Source organism: Bizionia gelidisalsuginis, assembly GCF_008086185.1.
GTDB classification, from domain to species: domain Bacteria; phylum Bacteroidota; class Bacteroidia; order Flavobacteriales; family Flavobacteriaceae; genus Bizionia; species Bizionia saleffrena.
In genome coordinates this window covers 36,505-53,997 of the sequence record NZ_VSKN01000013.1, presented here as the reverse complement: position 1 = coordinate 53,997, position 17,493 = coordinate 36,505, and the positions used below count along the sequence as shown (strand labels likewise).

The following is a 17,493-nucleotide window of genomic DNA, read 5'->3' as shown; positions in this document are numbered from 1 at the left end:
GCTTTTTTTCTTTAAAAATGAAATTCTTAATCAACGAGGCGATATTGCCTAAAGGATCTGAAAAGATGAAAAACGTTTCGTATTTTTGTATAAACGTTAAGACTCACGCTTCTTTAACGGCAATTAAACAACGTATTACACATTAAAGTTATGCTAAAAGTAGACCACATAAGAAAAGATTTCCCAATACTTTCACGTCAAGTAAACGGTAAACCTTTAGTTTATTTTGATAATGCTGCAACGTCTCAAACGCCACAACAGGTTATAGATGTTATTGTAGATTATTATAGCAACTACAATGCTAATATTCATAGAGGCGTACATACTTTAAGTCAAGAAGCAACCGATAAATACGAGGAGGCTCGTAATACGGTACAGCGCCATTTTAACGCAAAACATAACTACGAGATTATACTTACTGCGGGTACCACAGAAAGCATCAATTTAGTGGCCTATGGGTTTACTACATTGTTAAGTAAAGGCGATGAAATTATAGTCTCAGCTTTAGAACACCATAGTAATATCGTGCCTTGGCAAATGCTTTGCGAGCGCACAGGAGCGATTTTAAAAGTGATTCCAGCGAACTTGGACGGTGAGTTAATCATGAACGCCTATGATGATTTATTGTCAGATCGTACCAAATTAGTCCTTGTTAATCATATTTCTAATGCCTTAGGAACGATTAATCCTATTGAATATATTATTAAGAAAGCCCACGATTTCGGAGCAGCTGTTTTGATCGATGGGGCGCAAGCGTGTCCGCATCTTATACCCGATGTTCAAGCTTTAGATGTCGATTTTTACGTTACCTCTGCGCATAAAATGTGTGGTCCAACGGGAGTTGGGATGCTTTACGGTAAGGAAGAGTGGTTAACTAAATTACCGCCATATCAAGGTGGTGGGGAGATGATAGATCAAGTAAGTTTTGAAAAAACCACGTATGCTGGATTACCTCATAAATTTGAAGCAGGAACACCAAATATTTGTGGTGTTATCGCTTTTGGAGCCGCCATCGATTATATGAATGCGATTGGTTTTTCAGAGATTGCAGAATACGAACACGAATTACTGGATTACGGAACTAAAAAGCTTTTAGAAATTGAAGGCTTAAAAATCTATGGAACAAGTAAAAATAAGACGTCTGTTATTTCCTTTAATTTAGAAGGTATTCATCCCTACGATGTGGGCACTTTATTAGATAAAATGGGGATTGCTGTAAGAACGGGGCATCACTGTACGCAGCCTATTATGGATTTCTTTAAGATTCCAGGAACCGTAAGAGCGTCGTTTGCGTTTTATAATACAAAATCAGAAATTGATGTATTAGTGGAAGGTGTAAAAAAAGCAAAAATGATGTTGATGTAACCTTATTTATAGTTTAACTAAATATTGCTGCCGTTTACAAAAAGGATTCTTCTTCCTTTGGGAGATAAAGTCGAAATCCTAGACTATTTTCTGTTTTACTAGCTTTAAGTGGGTCTTAAACGTATCTCTTCTAAAGATTAATAGACGAATAATTACAACCAAATCTGTTTAGAGATGATTATACCTGTATTGAATTACAATCGGCTTAAAATCAATAATGTGAGTCTCATTAGTACGTGGAAACGCAAATAAACAGTAATAAAGCGTCTGCCTTTATTTACGGAGGTTTTTATTGAATCACCCACGATCTTACTGTTTTTCTTTAATATGCTCGTTGTAAAATTTAGTAATTCAGCGGAGAAGGACTTAACAATTTTGTCTAAAGTTATAGTCAATTTGGATACTATAGTGCATAGTAAAACAAAACCTAACCACTATTTATGTAATTATTTTGAACTAAATTTAAATTTTATCTTTAATTTTAGCTAGACAAGGTTTAAAACGACATCATACGTAATTTTAGCCTTTCTAAGTTATTTAAGGAATCTGTGAACTGTGGCTTTGTTTTTGTAATGTTATATACTATTCATCAAACACTAAAAACTATGAAACTAATAACTCTATTAATAACTGTTTTTCTACTTAATTGTGGCGGAGCGAATAACGGAACGGTAATGGCCGAAAAAACGAATAAATTAACCTCAGGACCGTTTACGGTTTCTAAAGTAAACGGCGACGCTTATAGCAATTTAACCGTAGAGTTCGATACTCAAACCCAAAAAGTTTCAGGATTTTCTGGTTGTAATCGATTTTTTGGAGACTATACTGTAAATGGAAACCAATTAAATTTTGGTGCCTTAGCTACTACTCATAAAATGTGTAGCCCAGAAGACAACATTAAAGAGCAGCATTTGCTTAAGGCTTTAGCTGAAGTAAATGCGTTTGATATTTCGGGCACTACTCTGCAATTAAAAAATAATGAGGCCACCGTGTTAGTTGCAGAGCAAAAAAGCGACAATAAAATAGCACAAAGTGAAAACCCTAGTGTAGACTATTCTGAGGTCTCTAGAGGTAGTTATAAAAATATAGCTATCGATAATAAACGGCTATCTTGGGTCAATGAGCGCAATGCGAAAGCACAGACCTTAACGCTTAACGATACAGAATGGGCGCGAGTACTAGAATTAGTAAATGCTATAGATTTAAGTACGATTCCGGAGTTAGAAGCGCCAAGTAAAGCACACCAATACGACGGTGCCGCAATTGGAAGTTTAACGGTGATTAAAAATGGTAAAACGTACCGTTCTCAAGCGTTTGATGCCGGTAACCCGAATACCATTCTGGCCGCTGTTATTGAAAAAATGATAGGGTTAACAAATAACAAATAATAGGAGTTTTACAATTGTAATGCTTAATTTTGTAATCTATAAGTACGAATATTTAATCGATAAAAATGCAGACTATTAAAGAAATACAAGAAGAGATTATTGATGAATTTTCAATGTTTGAAGATTGGGAAGAACGGTATCAATATATGATTGATTTAGGTAAAGATCTTCCGTTAATTGAAGCGCAATATAAAACCGAAGACAATATTATAAAAGGATGCCAAAGTAAAGTTTGGGTACATGCCGAATTAAATAACGACACGATTGCTTTTACTGCAGATAGTGACGCTATTATAACTAAAGGAATTATAGCCATTTTAATTCGTGTGTTTTCAAACCAACATCCAAGTGCCATTCTTGAAGCCAATACCGATTTTATAGATGCCATAGGTTTAAAAGAGCATTTATCTCCTACGCGTGCTAACGGATTGGTGAGTATGATAAAGCAATTAAAAATGTATGCAATAGCGTACCAAACACAATTAAACTAATTTATTTTAATTACCATAGATATATTAAATACTGCTTTCAAAATTACGGAAGTTTAAAAAGAGAATAATGAGCGAAACAACTATAGATACCCAAGAATTAGGAGAGAAAATTGTAAAGGTTATAAAAACCATTTACGATCCTGAAATACCAGTAGATATTTACGAACTGGGTTTAATTTACGATGTTTTTGTAAGTGAAGATTACGATGTTAAAGTTTTAATGACATTAACGACGCCGAACTGTCCAGTAGCCGAATCATTACCAATGGAAGTGGAAGAGAAAATAAAGTCTATAAACGAAGTGAAAGATGCTGAGGTAGAAATTACTTTCGACCCGCCTTGGACTCAAGAATTGATGAGTGAAGAAGCAAAACTAGAATTGGGGATGCTTTAATGTCAATGCAATCTTAAAATAATGCAATACGTCGCGCTATAAATAAGTTAAGCGTATTGCTTATTTATTACATAAAAGACTTAACAACAAACAGAGTTTAATTTTAAAATAAACGTTTACAATATTACGTTATTTTAACTCATACTAGAATATGGCAGAAGAGATTATTAACCGCGTGGCAAATAGTAAGTTGGTAGTATTCGATTTAGAAGATTACTACCCAAAAGGAAAACGTACACTTTTCGATATTAAGGATTGGTTGTACGAAGGGTTTGTGCTTCGTGAAAAGGAGTTCCGTGAATCTGTTAAAAATTACGATTGGGCGCAGCACCAAGACGAGTATGTTGGCCTTATTTGTTCTAGCGATGCTATTGTGCCAGCTTGGGCATTTATGCTTATGACTTTTGCTTTAGAACCTTTTGTAAAACGAACAGTTTTAGGAGACTTAGACGCTTTAGAAACGCAATTATACCAGGATATTATTAAAGATATCGACGTGGAAACGTACAGAGATCAGCCTATAATTATTAAGGGGTGTTCTAAAAAACCAGTACCAACCGCAGCTTATATTATGCTCTCTCAAGCATTAAAACCAGTAGCAAAGTCTATATTATTTGGCGAGGCGTGCTCGTCGGTTCCCTTGTATAAAAGAAGATAATTTTTAATTGGGCACTTTTTTTATTAAATTTAGTGGATTAAGCGAACTATAAAAAGTAGTTTTGTTCCTTCAAAAAACTAAAAAGATGAAAAAATGTATTCTATGCGCAGCATTTGTATTTGGAATGGCTGCAATGCAGGCTCAAACTAAAGAAGACTTAAAATCCCAAAAATTTGAAAAACAAGCGGAAGCCAATGCGTTACAAGCAGAAGCTGATGCTTTACAAGCTCAAATTAATGCGCTTCCAGGATGGCGTATTGGAGCCTTTGGAACCATTGGTGGGAGTTTTTCTGAATTTAATAATTGGTATTCTCAAGGGACTCCAAATAACAGTTCGGCGAACTTAGGTTTTACTGTAAACGCCTTTGCCAATTTAAAAGGAGACACCTTTTTTTGGAGAAATGCTTTAAATGTAAATTTAGCGTGGGTAAAATTAGACGATAAGGACGACCCAACCGATAGTAGCGAATTTAGGGAAGCAACCGATGTTTTTAATGTTTCATCTTTATACGGCAGGAAGCTAAGTGAAAAATTCGCAATCTCAACTTTAGGAGAATACCGGACAACTTTACTTAACAATTTTAACGATCCTGGGTATTTAGATGTGGGAGTTGGGGGTACTTGGACGCCGATTGAAAATTTATTTGTTGTTATGCATCCTTTAAACTACAACTTTGTGTTTAGCTCTGGGGATACTGTTTTCGAATCGTCTTTAGGGGCTAAAATTGTAGCAGATTATACGAGACAGATTGGTAAGATTAACTTTAAGTCTAACCTCTCTTTATTTTATAGCTATAAAGATGCTGATTATTCTAACTATACTTGGATTAATTCTTTTTCTTACAAATTATGGAAAAAGATTGGCCTTGGTTTCGATTTTGGTTTAAGACAAAACAAGCAGGAAGCTTTAAATTATGCGCTTGCTAATGCGGTTGCTCCAGCGAGTCCAACGTTCGATACCGTGGATAACGAATTACAAACGTATTGGTTATTGGGTTTGAGTTATGCTTTTTAAGTAGAACCAAATTATAATAAAACGACATTAAAAAACGCGATACCTATTTAAAAGTATCGCGTTTTTTATATGCGTTAAGGATGGAGGCATTATTGAAGCTCTCCCAATTTTTATCGGGAAGCGACTGCCGAGAGCCTGACCTATAGGGTAACGCCCAACGTATTCTATTCTTCTTCCTCTGAAGCTTCGTAATCGGGATATAGAAAATGATTGTATGGAAAACGCGTTACGTGAATATCGCGAACTTCGTCGTAAATACGTTTCTTAAATTCTTCAATATTGCTTTTGTTTAATGCAGAAATAAAGAGAGCGTTATTTTCGCCCACACGATTCATCCACGTGCGTTTCCATTCGGCTAGCGAGTAGTGCTCTTCGCCACGCTCTGCAATAAGATCGGTCTCATCGAAAGGTTCTGCAGTATATGCGTCAATTTTATTAAAGACCATAATAATAGGTTTATCGCCACTGTCAATTTCTCCTAAAATTTTATTAACAGAGGCAATATGCTCTTCAAAATTAGGGTGAGAAATATCAACCACGTGCAATAATAGATCGGCTTCGCGCACTTCGTCTAGCGTACTTTTAAAGCTTTCGATTAATTGCGTTGGTAGTTTTCTAATAAAGCCAACAGTATCGGTTAATAAAAACGGTAGGTTTTGTATTACTACTTTACGAACCGTCGTGTCTAGGGTGGCAAAGAGCTTGTTTTCGGCAAATACTTCGCTTTTACTTATGGTATTCATAAGTGTAGATTTCCCAACGTTAGTATAACCTACAAGGGATACACGCACCATTTGGCCACGGTTACCACGTTGTACAGACATTTGCTTGTCGATAACTTTTATCTTGTTTTTTAATAACGAAATACGGTCTCTTACAATACGTCTATCGGTTTCGATTTCTGTTTCACCAGGACCACGCATTCCAATTCCCCCTTTTTGTCTTTCGAGGTGAGTCCACATTCCTTTTAGTCGTGGTAATAGGTACTGACATTGTGCGAGTTCAACTTGTGTTCTTGCATAGCTGGTTTGTGCGCGCTGAGCAAAAATATCTAGTATTAAATTGGTACGGTCTAAAACTTTGCAATTTAATATTTTACTAATATTTCGTTCTTGGGCTGCCGATAACTCGTCATCGAAAATAGCAGTACCCACATTGTTGTCCTCAATAAATTGTCTAACGGCTTCCATTTTACCAGTTCCTATAAAGGTTTTAGGATTTGGTATTTCCATTTTCTGAGTAAAGCGTTTTAACACCTCACCACCTGCGGTATACGTTAAGAATTCTAACTCGTCCAAATATTCTTGAGACTTATCTTCGTCTTGGGTTTTGGTAATTACTCCTATTAAAACTGCTTTTTCTAAAGCGATATCTTTTTTTTCTAACATATATTAATTTAAAGTACAAAGTTACGTAAATGAAATCAGATTAATTTCTCTATTTTTAAAGCCAATAAATACCCGTCTCTTGAGATTAAACGCTTTTACAACTAAATTAAAGAAATATACCATTGCATTTTACAATATTGAAAACTTATTCGATATTTACAACGATAAGGTCACGCGAGAGAACGATGCGCTGCAAAATGCAACCCGTCGTTGGACTGTTAAAAGATACCAAAATAAAATTAGAAAACTGTCGTTTGCCATTTCTAATATTGGTAAAGAAGAAGCCGGAATTCCACCAGTAATTATTGGTCTCGCCGAGGTTGAAAATGAGGCGGTTATAAACGATATAGTCTCCTTAGAGTATTTAAACGAATACAACTATAAATGTATACATTACAATTCTCCCGACGTGCGTGGTATAGACGTGGCGTTGCTTTACAATGCCGATATTTTTAAAGTGGCGTATACCAAAGCTTATAGTTTAACGCTTATCGATGATTTTGGGGTGCAAGAATATACGCGCGATATATTGTTGGTTAGTGGGTTACTAGATGGTTTAGAGTTGCATTTAATTGTTAACCATTGGCCCTCGCGACGATTGGGCGATAAGAGTAGTGAATATAAACGGGTTATTGCCGCTAATAAAGTAACGGAGATTATTACGGAATTAAAAGAAAAAGACCCTAATGCAAAAGTAATTATAATGGGCGATTTTAACGACGACCCCTCCTCCAAAAGCATTAACCAATTGGTAGAAAGCCATAATTTATATAACCCAATGGACACTTTGTTAGATCTTGATCGCGGGACAACTATGCATTATGATGTTTGGAATTTGTTCGATCAGTTTTTAATAACGCCGAATTTATTCGAACGTAAAAAGAATGCTTTACGTTTCTATAAAGCCAATATTTTTGATGCCGATTTTTTAAAACAACAGCAAGGAAAAGACGAAGGTAATCCGTTTAGAACCTATGCCGGTAAAAGATATTTGGGCGGTTATAGCGATCACTTCCCAGTGTATATGACATTAACAAAAACATAAGAAAAGCCAGTTGTTATAAACGGCTTTTCCTATGGAATTAAATAATGGAGTTAATAGCAATGAAGGTTATTTACCAAGTAGTAAAAGCTCATTGCAAACCACTTCTGTGGTATAGCGTTTTACGCCTTCTTTATCTTCCCAAGATCGGGTGGTGAGCTTACCTTCTATAGCGACTTCTTTCCCTTTTTGTAAATATTTTTCGGCTATCGCGGCTACATTTCCCCAAGCAACGACATTATGCCATTGGGTATCTGTTGCTTTTTCGCCCTTCGCATCTTTATAATTCTCGTTGGTGGCAATGGAGAATTTAGCAAGCATTTTTCCGGATTCAAGATTAATAATTTCCGGATCATTTCCTAAGTTACCAATTAACTGTACTTTGTTTCTTAACGTATTCATAAGATAAGGTTTTATATATATTGAATCTCATTAGTTCAATTCAACACTGCAAAGATGCGACGCCATCACAGTGTTAATCGGTAATTACTTAATTAATGTCGGTTGTAAATGTTTGTAGTCGTTTGTAAACGAATAAGTTGTATATTTAATTATGATAAAATTCTTGTTTTAGAGTGTCAATAAATTGCTGATAACCCAGATTCAAGAAAAAAGTTTCGGGGGTTTTTTAAAATTTATTCGGAATGACAGTGAACCGACATAGTATTTTATATCGAAGTCTAAATGAAAACGATATTGAAATTATTAGAAATTTACACGAGAGAATGGATTTGAAAAAATAGAGGGATCATAAGAGCCATAAATTTCACGTTTTTATTTCAACTGAAACACCATAAACCCGGCTTTGAGGTCAGGGAAGGAATTGATAGATACAAAACTGATTAACATAATAAAGAACCACGTTTCTTTTAACGGCTTTACATTTGAGAGTATTAGCGATAACCAATGAATATATATGTGGCTATAGACAATAATAACTCAACTGAAGAGGATAACTTTAATTATAAAAAGCGATAATGATGACCAAATTATGCCCGGAATGCGGAGATAAAATAGTAGGTAGAATAGATAAAAAATTCTGTAGTGACGGTTGCCGGAATGCCTACAATAATAAAATGAATAAAGACGGGAAGAACTTAATCCGGAATATTAATAACCGATTGCGTAAAAACTGGCGTATTTTGGAAGAGTCTAACCCCGACCAAAAAACAAAAACCACCAAAACTAAATTAATAGAAAAGGGGTTCGATTTTAATTACTTTACTAGTATTTATACCACGAAAGTGGGTACCGTATATTATTTTGTTTACGACCAAGGCTACTTGCCGCTAGATAATGATTTTTATGCGTTGGTAAAAAGAAAATAAAAGCGGAGGCGCTATCTTCTATTTATAGTTTTGCCCTTTTAATTTAATAGCAGCTTTTAAAATATCTTTCTGACTTATTTGTCCGACTAACTTACCATCTTTTACAATAGGAAACCGTCTTCTCTTAGAATCTAGAAATTGTTTGGCTGCGTCAAATACATTTAGGTTGCCATCTATCGTTTCAATGTTTTTAGCCATATATTTTTCAATACTATCTTCGGTCATTGGTAAATTATGGTAGCGACTTTCACTTATTTGTTTAATGCAATCCCCTTCAGAAATAATACCAACAAGTTCATATTTATCGTTAACTACAGGGCCACCAGAAATTTTATATTTAATTAAAATGTCGATAACCTCCTCCACAGATTGGCTGGCTTTAAACGTAATGAGATCTGTCGTCATAAAATCACTCACTTTAAACAACTCTTTTTCTATATCTTGATTCTGATCTTTTCTAACACCTTGAAAACTTTTAATACCCATAATGTTTTTTATTTTTAGAATTAACTAAAGCTACTAATTTATTAATAGTTATCCTAATATATTAAGAGTATCGCATTAATAACGCTTTAAGACGACGCTTTTCTTTGTTCTGAGCCTTTAATAACCGGTTTTATAAGGGGGCTTGCTAGTTACTATTTTAGGTATAGGGCAAAAAAAAAGCGAGCTAAACGCTCGCTTTTTTAAACTATTAGTAGTGTTTTATTTGTTCATTAGCTCTTCAATTTCTTCAGCTTCAATAGGAATATTACCCATTAAATTAAATGGTTCACCACTCTTTTGAACTACAAGATCATCTTCTAAACGAATACCAAAACCTTCTTCAGGAATATAAATTCCAGGCTCTACAGTAAAGATCATATTCTCTTGCATTGGCTCTGCCAAAATACCATAGTCGTGCGTGTCTAAACCAATATGGTGAGAAGTACCGTGCATAAAGTATTTTTTATACGCTGGCCAATCTGGGTTTTCATTCTTTACATCGGCTTTGTCAAGTAAACCTAAACCTAGTAATTCGCTAGTCATTAAATGGCCAACTTCAACGTGGTATTCTGCCCAAAGTGTTCCAGGAACTAATAATTTGGAGGCGTCCTTTTTTACTCTGTTCACGGCATCGTAAACTGCACGTTGTCGTTTTGAGTATCGACCAGAAACAGGAATCGTTCTACTTAAATCACTTGAATAATTAGCATATTCTGCAGCAGTATCAAATAAAATTAAGTCACCATCTTTACACTCTTTATTATTTTCTACATAGTGTAAAACGTTGGCATTGTTACCAGACGCAATAATTGGTGAGTAAGCGAATCCTTTAGATCTGTTTTTTAAAAATTCGTACATTAATTCTGCTTCAATTTCGTGTTCCCAAACTCCAGGTTTCACAAAATTTAAAACACGTCTAAAACCTTTTTCGGTAATGTCGCAAGCGCGTTGCATTAAATCAATTTCAATTGGATCTTTAACCGCGCGTAAACGTTGTAATATCGGGTTGCTTTTAGCAACACGGTGCGCCGGATATTTGTCTTTTAGCCATTTTGTAAAGCGGTCTTCGCGCGTTTCTGTTTCCACATTGGCTCTGTAATGTTCGTTTGTATTGATGTAAACAGTGTCGCACTGTGTCATCATTTCGAACATTATTTTTTCCATATCTTTTAACCAGTATACGGTTTTGATGCCACTAGTCTCTAGAGCGGCTTCTTTGGTTAGTTTTTCACCTTCCCAAACTGCAATATGTTCGTTTGTTTCTGTTAAGAATAAAACCTCGCGATGTTTTGGATTTGGACAGTCAGGGAAAAGAACAAGAATACTTTCTTCTTGATCGACACCACTTAAATAAAAAATATCGCGGTGTTGTGCAAATGGCAATGTGCTATCGGCACTAATAGGGTAGACATCGTTAGAATTGAAAACCGCTAAACTACTTGGTTGCATTTTTGCAGCAAAGTTTTTACGGTTTTTAATAAAAAGGGCGTTGTCTATTTGATGGTATTTCATAAATAATGTGTTTTTTCTATTAGCTTTCCAAAATTAAAGAATCGAACACCAATAAACGACGCCATTTGGCGCTATCGTGTATTTTTTCTTATCCTACTCATTTGTCGCGACGAAATCCCTAAAAAGGAAGCGAGATAATGCAGCGGTACTTCTTGTAATAAATTGGGCTCATTGTGTAGTAGTTTTTGGTAGCGTTCTTCGGGCGTGAGTGTTAATAAATCGATGCGGTAATCGTCGATACGGTAAATTTGCTTTTCAATAAGTTTATAATAAAAAGCTTTAAACGCACTATTATTTTTTAATAACGCCGAAAAGTTTTCAGAAGTAATAACCCATAAATCACAATCGCTAATCGCCTTTATATTTTTTCTAGACGGCACGCTGTTCATAAAACTATTTAATGCAGAAGTGGAAGCATTTTTAAGTCCTAAATACGTTGTTTTTTCTTCGCCCAAAACCGAAATAGAATGTTGTAAAACACCAGTATTAATGTAGCAGAAGTATTTACAAATGCGACCTTCTTCTACGAAAAATTCATTTTTTTGAAGCTTTAAATTGGTGAAACATTCTAAAATATCCGGAATGTGATGCTCTAATTCTGAAGCATTAATCACACTTTTTAAAAAGATTACTAGATTATTTTGTGAAGAGTTCATTGTTTAAAGGGGCGTATTACAACTGCTAATAACAAAAATAGAACTATAAAATTAATCTCTATGTTGTTTTTAGCGCAGTTTTTTAAATATTAAGTAATTTTGGTGCTTAAACTATAAAGTTATGATGTTTAGGATATTTTTAATGTTTCTTTTTATAAGTATGTTTAGTGTTTCGGCACAACAAGTACCAACGACTGCTGATGCTGTTAAGGAATCTTTAATTCAAAAAGAAAAGTTACAAAAGCAATCATTAGTCAAAAATTTAGCGTTCGAAACTATCGGACCAAAAGTGATGAGTGGTCGGGTGGTAGATGTAGAGGTGAACCCAGAAAATAATAGTGAGTTTTATGTAGGTTATGCGTCGGGAGGCGTTTGGTACACTGCAAATAATGGGTCTTCTTTTAAGCCTGTTTTAGATTCGGCACCGACTCAAAATGTGGGTGATATTGCTGTCGATTGGAAAACGAAAACCATTTGGGTAGGGACAGGCGAAAATAATAGTTCGCGTTCGTCTTACGCTGGCATTGGTATTTTAAAATCTACAAACCAAGGGGTGACTTGGGAGAATATGGGGTTGAAAGAGTCGCATCATATTGGGCGCATTATTATTGATTCTAGTCATCCGGAGACCGTAATCGTTGGTGTAACGGGGCATTTGTACTCCAATAACAAAGAGCGTGGTATTTATAAAACTACGGATGGCGGTACGACTTGGGAACAAAAACTATTTATTAACGATTCCACAGGAATTATTGATATCGATAGTCCTTTAAATAATACAAAGATTTTATACGCCTCGTCTTGGACGCGGGATCGAAAAGCATGGAATTTTAGCGGAAGCGGTACCGGTTCGGCCATTTATAAAAGTAATGATAGTGGTGAAAACTGGAGTAAAGTTACCTTAGCAAATAGTGGGTTTCCTGTTGATGATGGTGTGGGAAGAATAGGTTTAGCGGTTTTTAATGAAGATATCGTGTATGCGTTGCTAGACAATCAAAACCGTCGTCCGCCTGGAGATGCAGATATTAATAACAATAGTTTTAATACAATGGGGCCAAAAGCGATGCCTGGTGAAGATTTTTTGAAATTATCTGATAAAAAAATTAATGCATTTTTAAAAACAAATGGTTTTCGCGAAAAATACAGAGCCGAAAATGTAAAGCAAATTATTAGAAGCGGATTGGCGAAACCTTCAGAATTGACCAATTTTTTAAAGACAACAAATGCGATGCTTTTTGAAACGCCGGTAATTGGTGCTGAGGTGTATAAAAGTATTGATGGTGGAAAATCGTGGGCCAAAACACATAATAACTATATCGATGATCTGTATTACAGTTATGGTTATTATTTTGGTGAAATTAGAGTCGATTTGCAAGACGAAAATGGCATTTATGTACTCGGCGTTCCTATTTTAAAATCTAAAGACGGTGGCAAAACTTTCAAAAACATTAGTCAGGAGAATGTGCATGCCGATCATCAAGCGTTGTGGGTAAGCCCAAATAAACAAGGGCATTTAATTGATGGAAATGATGGGGGCTTGAATATGAGTTACGACGATGGTGCGACTTGGGAAAAGCTAAATGTAAATGCTGTGGGACAATTCTATGCTATTAACGTCGATAACCAAACGCCGTATAATGTGTATGGTGGTTTGCAAGATAACGGGGTTTGGTTTGGGCCGCATAACGCGAAACACGACAGAAGCTGGAACCAAAGCGGACATTATCCTTGGGAAGGCATAATGGGTGGTGATGGAATGAAAATTGAAATCGATAATAGAAATCCAGATATTATTTACACCGGCTATCAGTTTGGGAATTATTATCGAATCGATCGCGAAAAAGAATCGCAAACGTATATTCAGCCCAAACCTGAAGAAGGTGGAGAACCGTATCGTTTCAACTGGCAAACGCCAATTTTATTATCGCAGCACAATCAGGATATTTTGTATTTCGGCGGGAATAAAGTGATGCGTTCGTTAAATCAAGGAACGGATTGGGACGTTATAAGCCCAGATTTAACGCAAGGTGGGAAAACAGGAAATGTAGCTTACGGTACGCTCACAACGATGAGCGAATCGCCTTTTCAGTTTGGACTGATTTATACGGGTAGCGACGATGGTTTGTTACAAGTAACTAAAAACGGAGGGGCTACTTGGAAACTTATAAATAATACGTTACCAAAAGATCTTTGGGTGAGTAGAGTGGTGGCTTCAAAATATAAAAAAGAACGCGTGTATGCGACTTTGAATGGTTATAGATTTGATGATTTTAAAAGTTATGTATATGTCTCGGATAATTACGGGGAAACGTGGAGCGCCATAAATAGCAATTTACCAGTGTCGGCGGTAAACGTTATTGTTGAGGATGAAAACAGTGCGTCTATAATTTATTTAGGTACCGATAACGGTGCGTATGTAAGTTTTAATACCGGAGAATCTTGGGAAGCATTCGTAGAGAATTTACCTGCCGTTGCTGTGCATGATATGGTTATTCATAAAGAATCTAATGATTTATTACTGGCTACTCACGGAAGGAGTATTTACAAAACGAATGTTAGTCAGCTTCAAAAAATGACGGCGGACAGTTTACAAAATGAGGTGGTTATATTTCCTTTTAAAACGGTTAAACATTCGCCACGCTGGGGCGATTCTTACAGTCAGTGGTCCAATACAATCACGCCCGAATTAGAGATTGCTTTTTACTCCCATGAAGGAGGTGATAAAGCGATTACTATTTCTTCAAAAGGAGGAAAAGTAGTAAAAACGATATCTAAATCAGTAGATAAAGGGTATAATGTGTTGACTTATAATTTAAGTATTTCAGAAAAAATAAGAGCGAAATTATTGAAAAAAGACACGTCAATATCTATAGAGAAAGCAAAAAATAACCATTATTATTTACCTAAAGGAAACTATGTTGTGAAGATAGATGGTGCAAAGGAGACCTTTGTAATCGAGTAGTTTCTTACTTAAACCTATTCTAAATAATATTTTAAAGAGAATATAAATTTTTATACTTCTCGATGTACCTTATCTTTGTATAACAAATAATAACTTCAAAATAATGAGCGGGATTTTAAATTCGTCAATAGGAAGAAAGTTTGCCATGGCACTTTCGGCATTCTTTCTAATGGTCTTTTTATTACAACATTTTACAATTAATTTACTATCTGTTATTAGTGAAGACACTTTCAATAACGTTTCTCATTTTATGGGAACATTCTGGTTGGTACAATATGTATTACAACCAGTTTTAATTTTTGGTGTGATTTTTCACTTTATAATGGGTTTTGTTTTAGAGGTAAGAAACCGTAATGCGAGACAAATTAGCTATGCTAAAAACAATGGAAATGCAAACTCAACTTGGATGAGTAGAAATATGATTTGGAGCGGGTTAGCTATTTTAGCTTTCATTGGTCTTCATTTTTACGATTTTTGGTTGCCAGAAATAAACACAAAGTTTATTGAAGGTGATATGTCTGGACTACTTCCAAATGGGGAGTATAGATATTTTGAAGAGCTTCAGCATAAGTTTGTAGATGTTTGGAGAGTAGTATTATACTGTATCGCGTTTGTGTTTTTAGCATTACACTTACTCCACGGGTTTAGTTCTGCATTTCAGTCTACTGGAGCAAACAACAAATACACAAAAGGATTACAAGGTTTTGGAAAGGCCTATGCAATCATAATTCCGTTAGGTTTTGTATTCATAGCATTATTCCATTATTTTAATCACTAAAAACTCATCTAAAAATGGCTTTAGATTCAAAAACACCTCAAGGTCCAATTGCAGATAAATGGACAAATTATAAAAATCATATTAACTTGGTTAACCCAGCTAACAAGCGTAACATAGATGTTATTGTTGTTGGTACAGGTTTGGCCGGAGGTTCTGCTGCTGCAACTTTAGCAGAGCTTGGTTATAACGTAAAAGCATTTTGTTTTCAAGATTCTCCACGTCGTGCGCACTCAATTGCAGCACAAGGGGGGATTAACGCAGCAAAAAACTACCAAGGAGATGGAGATTCTACTTACAGATTGTTTTACGATACTGTAAAAGGAGGTGATTACCGTTCGCGTGAAGCTAACGTGTATCGTCTTGCTGAGGTTTCAGCAAATATTATCGACCAATGTGTGGCGCAAGGGGTTCCTTTTGCCCGCGAATATGGTGGTTTACTAGATAACCGCTCTTTTGGTGGTGTTCTTGTTTCAAGAACATTTTATGCTGCTGGACAAACAGGTCAACAATTATTATTAGGTGCTTATTCTGCTATGAACCGTCAAATCGGTCGTGGTAAAATTAAAATGTACAACCGCCACGAAATGTTAGACGTGGTTGTTGTCGATGGAAAAGCACGTGGAATTATAGCACGTAACTTAGTTACTGGAGAAATTGAACGTCACTCTGCACACGCAGTTGTTCTTGGAACTGGTGGTTATGGTAACGTATTCTTCTTATCTACCAATGCGATGGGAAGTAACGTAACAGCAGCATGGAAAGCGCACAAGCGTGGGTCTTACTTTGCAAACCCGTGTTACACACAAATTCACCCAACATGTATTCCAGTCTCTGGCGATCATCAGTCTAAACTAACGTTAATGTCTGAGTCGTTAAGAAATGACGGACGTATTTGGGTGCCAAAAAATATGAAAGATGTCACAGCAATTCGCGAAGGCCGTTTAAAGCCAACAGAAATTGCTGACGAAAATAGAGATTACTACCTAGAGCGTCGTTACCCAGCATTCGGTAACTTAGTACCTCGTGATGTAGCCTCTCGTGCAGCCAAAGAACGTTGCGATGCCGGTTACGGTGTTAATGCTACAGGTGAAGCGGTATATTTAGATTTTGCAACGGCAATACAACGTTACGGAAAAGAACAAGCGACAGTGAAGCATTTAGATGCTAACGATAAAGCGCTTATTAAAAAATTAGGACAAGAAGTTGTAAAAAATAAATACGGAAACTTATTCCAGATGTACGAGAAAATCGTAGATCAAGATCCGTACAACACACCAATGATGATTTATCCTGCGGTGCATTATACAATGGGTGGTCTTTGGGTAGATTATAATTTAATGACTACCGTTCCTGGATTGTACGCTATTGGAGAAGCTAACTTCTCTGATCACGGAGCAAACAGACTTGGAGCTTCAGCATTAATGCAAGGTTTAGCCGATGGTTACTTCGTGTTACCGTACACTATTGGAAATTATTTGTCTGATGATATTCGTACCGGACCAATTTCAACGGAAACACCAGAATTTGTGCAAGCTGAAAAAGAAGTGAAAGAGAAAATTAATTTCTTTATCACTAATAAAGGGAGCCATTCTGTAGATTATTTCCATAAGAAATTAGGAAAAATCATGTGGGATAAAGTTGGGATGTCTAGAAACGTTACAGGTTTAACAGAAGCGATTTCTGAAATTAAAGCCCTTCGTGAAGAATTTTGGAAAGAAGTAAGAGTACCAGGAACTAACGAAGAGTTTAACGAGCAATTAGCAAAAGCAGGTCGTGTAGCAGATTTCCTAGAATTAGGAGAATTGTTTGCAAAAGATGCTTTAGATCGCGAAGAATCTTGTGGAGGTCACTTTAGAGAAGACTCTATAGAATTAAGCGGAGAACAAAAAGGAGAAGCAAAAAGAGACGATGAGAATTATGCTTACGTTGCGGCTTGGGAATACAAAGGAGAACCAAGTGCTGCTGTATTACACAAAGAAGAATTAGAGTTTAAGGATATCGAATTAAAACAAAGAAGTTATAAATAAGGA

16 protein-coding genes are annotated in these 17,493 nt (G+C 35.9%); 11 read left to right on the top strand and 5 right to left on the bottom strand.

Annotated features, from left to right (window positions below; all coding sequences use genetic code 11):
- Nucleotides 1–150 precede the first annotated feature (150 nt).
- The 6 genes from ES677_RS10425 (at nucleotide 151) to ES677_RS10400 (ending at nucleotide 5,311) form a co-directional block, all read left to right on the top strand.
- The gene (locus tag ES677_RS10425) at nucleotides 151–1,365 is read left to right on the top strand and encodes an aminotransferase class V-fold PLP-dependent enzyme (RefSeq protein ID WP_148370613.1); all 1,215 of its coding nucleotides are present in this window, start codon (nucleotides 151–153) and stop codon (nucleotides 1,363–1,365) included.
- A 605-nt stretch (nucleotides 1,366–1,970) separates the two neighbouring features.
- Nucleotides 1,971–2,753 (top strand): META domain-containing protein, encoded by a 783-nt coding sequence (locus ES677_RS10420; RefSeq protein ID WP_170234459.1) that lies wholly within the window; start codon nucleotides 1,971–1,973, stop codon nucleotides 2,751–2,753.
- 65 nt (nucleotides 2,754–2,818) lie between these two features.
- Nucleotides 2,819–3,244, top strand: a complete 426-nt coding sequence (locus tag ES677_RS10415) for a SufE family protein (RefSeq protein ID WP_148370615.1) — start codon at nucleotides 2,819–2,821, stop codon at nucleotides 3,242–3,244.
- Nucleotides 3,245–3,311: 67 nt separating this feature from the next.
- On the top strand, nucleotides 3,312–3,638 hold the full coding sequence (locus ES677_RS10410) for a DUF59 domain-containing protein (protein ID WP_148370616.1): 327 nt from the start codon (nucleotides 3,312–3,314) through the stop codon (nucleotides 3,636–3,638).
- 151 nt (nucleotides 3,639–3,789) lie between these two features.
- Nucleotides 3,790–4,296, top strand: coding sequence for a DUF2480 family protein (locus ES677_RS10405; RefSeq protein ID WP_148370617.1), 507 nt, complete (start codon nucleotides 3,790–3,792; stop codon nucleotides 4,294–4,296).
- Between the two features lie 85 nt (nucleotides 4,297–4,381).
- Nucleotides 4,382–5,311 carry a DUF3078 domain-containing protein gene (locus ES677_RS10400; protein ID WP_148381204.1) on the top strand — a complete coding sequence of 310 codons (930 nt, stop codon included), beginning with the start codon at nucleotides 4,382–4,384 and terminating at the stop codon, nucleotides 5,309–5,311.
- Between the two features lie 164 nt (nucleotides 5,312–5,475).
- Here the strand turns inward: ES677_RS10400 and hflX are convergent, their stop codons facing one another.
- Nucleotides 5,476–6,699, bottom strand: coding sequence for a GTPase HflX (gene hflX, locus ES677_RS10395; protein ID WP_148370619.1), 1,224 nt, complete (start codon nucleotides 6,697–6,699; stop codon nucleotides 5,476–5,478).
- Between the two features lie 79 nt (nucleotides 6,700–6,778).
- On the opposite strand from hflX, the gene ES677_RS10390 reads away from it, so the two are divergent.
- Entirely contained in the window at nucleotides 6,779–7,744 is a 966-nt protein-coding gene (locus ES677_RS10390) for an endonuclease/exonuclease/phosphatase family protein (RefSeq protein WP_148381203.1), read from the top strand.
- Nucleotides 7,745–7,810: 66 nt separating this feature from the next.
- Here the strand turns inward: ES677_RS10390 and ES677_RS10385 are convergent, their stop codons facing one another.
- On the bottom strand, nucleotides 7,811–8,143 hold the full coding sequence (locus ES677_RS10385) for a single-stranded DNA-binding protein (protein WP_148370621.1): 333 nt from the start codon (nucleotides 8,141–8,143) through the stop codon (nucleotides 7,811–7,813).
- A 578-nt stretch (nucleotides 8,144–8,721) separates the two neighbouring features.
- Between ES677_RS10385 and ES677_RS10380 the strand changes: the two genes are divergently transcribed.
- Nucleotides 8,722–9,069: a hypothetical protein gene (locus ES677_RS10380; protein ID WP_148381218.1), complete on the top strand. Its 348-nt coding sequence runs from the start codon at nucleotides 8,722–8,724 to the stop codon at nucleotides 9,067–9,069.
- Between the two features lie 18 nt (nucleotides 9,070–9,087).
- Here ES677_RS10380 and ES677_RS10375 read toward each other — a convergent pair whose 3' ends face one another.
- The 3 genes from ES677_RS10375 to ES677_RS10365 all read right to left on the bottom strand — a co-directional run bounded on the left by ES677_RS10375 (nucleotide 9,088) and on the right by ES677_RS10365 (nucleotide 11,723).
- Nucleotides 9,088–9,555 carry a CBS domain-containing protein gene (locus ES677_RS10375; protein ID WP_148381202.1) on the bottom strand — a complete coding sequence of 156 codons (468 nt, stop codon included), beginning with the start codon at nucleotides 9,553–9,555 and terminating at the stop codon, nucleotides 9,088–9,090.
- Nucleotides 9,556–9,774: 219 nt separating this feature from the next.
- Nucleotides 9,775–11,067, bottom strand: a complete 1,293-nt coding sequence (locus ES677_RS10370) for an aminopeptidase P family protein (protein ID WP_148370623.1) — start codon at nucleotides 11,065–11,067, stop codon at nucleotides 9,775–9,777.
- Nucleotides 11,068–11,138: 71 nt separating this feature from the next.
- The gene (locus tag ES677_RS10365) at nucleotides 11,139–11,723 is read right to left on the bottom strand and encodes a Crp/Fnr family transcriptional regulator (RefSeq protein WP_148381201.1); all 585 of its coding nucleotides are present in this window, start codon (nucleotides 11,721–11,723) and stop codon (nucleotides 11,139–11,141) included.
- A gap of 121 nt (nucleotides 11,724–11,844) precedes the next feature.
- On the opposite strand from ES677_RS10365, the gene ES677_RS10360 reads away from it, so the two are divergent.
- The 3 genes from ES677_RS10360 (at nucleotide 11,845) to ES677_RS10350 (ending at nucleotide 17,490) form a co-directional block, all read left to right on the top strand.
- Nucleotides 11,845–14,685, top strand: coding sequence for a WD40/YVTN/BNR-like repeat-containing protein (locus ES677_RS10360; RefSeq protein WP_246124492.1), 2,841 nt, complete (start codon nucleotides 11,845–11,847; stop codon nucleotides 14,683–14,685).
- A 103-nt stretch (nucleotides 14,686–14,788) separates the two neighbouring features.
- Nucleotides 14,789–15,463: a succinate dehydrogenase cytochrome b subunit gene (locus ES677_RS10355; RefSeq protein ID WP_148370626.1), complete on the top strand. Its 675-nt coding sequence runs from the start codon at nucleotides 14,789–14,791 to the stop codon at nucleotides 15,461–15,463.
- Nucleotides 15,464–15,477: 14 nt separating this feature from the next.
- Nucleotides 15,478–17,490: a fumarate reductase/succinate dehydrogenase flavoprotein subunit gene (locus tag ES677_RS10350; RefSeq protein ID WP_148370627.1), complete on the top strand. Its 2,013-nt coding sequence runs from the start codon at nucleotides 15,478–15,480 to the stop codon at nucleotides 17,488–17,490.
- Nucleotides 17,491–17,493 lie beyond the last annotated feature (3 nt).

What these genes read in the sequence shown, in the direction of transcription:
- ES677_RS10405 (WP_148370617.1), top strand. Translation starts at nt 3,790, where the DNA reads ATGGCAGAAGAGATTATTAACCGCGTGGCAAATAGTAAGTTGGTAGTA.
- ES677_RS10410 (WP_148370616.1), top strand. Translation starts at nt 3,312, where the DNA reads ATGAGCGAAACAACTATAGATACCCAAGAATTAGGAGAGAAAATTGTA.
- ES677_RS10420 (WP_170234459.1), top strand. Translation starts at nt 1,971, where the DNA reads ATGAAACTAATAACTCTATTAATAACTGTTTTTCTACTTAATTGTGGC.
- ES677_RS10355 (WP_148370626.1), top strand. Translation starts at nt 14,789, where the DNA reads ATGAGCGGGATTTTAAATTCGTCAATAGGAAGAAAGTTTGCCATGGCA.
- ES677_RS10385 (WP_148370621.1), bottom strand. Translation starts at nt 8,143, where the DNA reads ATGAATACGTTAAGAAACAAAGTACAGTTAATTGGTAACTTAGGAAAT.
- hflX (WP_148370619.1), bottom strand. Translation starts at nt 6,699, where the DNA reads ATGTTAGAAAAAAAAGATATCGCTTTAGAAAAAGCAGTTTTAATAGGA.
- ES677_RS10360 (WP_246124492.1), top strand. Translation starts at nt 11,845, where the DNA reads ATGATGTTTAGGATATTTTTAATGTTTCTTTTTATAAGTATGTTTAGT.
- ES677_RS10380 (WP_148381218.1), top strand. Translation starts at nt 8,722, where the DNA reads ATGACCAAATTATGCCCGGAATGCGGAGATAAAATAGTAGGTAGAATA.
- ES677_RS10425 (WP_148370613.1), top strand. Translation starts at nt 151, where the DNA reads ATGCTAAAAGTAGACCACATAAGAAAAGATTTCCCAATACTTTCACGT.
- ES677_RS10415 (WP_148370615.1), top strand. Translation starts at nt 2,819, where the DNA reads ATGCAGACTATTAAAGAAATACAAGAAGAGATTATTGATGAATTTTCA.
- ES677_RS10400 (WP_148381204.1), top strand. Translation starts at nt 4,382, where the DNA reads ATGAAAAAATGTATTCTATGCGCAGCATTTGTATTTGGAATGGCTGCA.
- ES677_RS10375 (WP_148381202.1), bottom strand. Translation starts at nt 9,555, where the DNA reads ATGGGTATTAAAAGTTTTCAAGGTGTTAGAAAAGATCAGAATCAAGAT.
- ES677_RS10350 (WP_148370627.1), top strand. Translation starts at nt 15,478, where the DNA reads ATGGCTTTAGATTCAAAAACACCTCAAGGTCCAATTGCAGATAAATGG.
- ES677_RS10365 (WP_148381201.1), bottom strand. Translation starts at nt 11,723, where the DNA reads ATGAACTCTTCACAAAATAATCTAGTAATCTTTTTAAAAAGTGTGATT.
- ES677_RS10370 (WP_148370623.1), bottom strand. Translation starts at nt 11,067, where the DNA reads ATGAAATACCATCAAATAGACAACGCCCTTTTTATTAAAAACCGTAAA.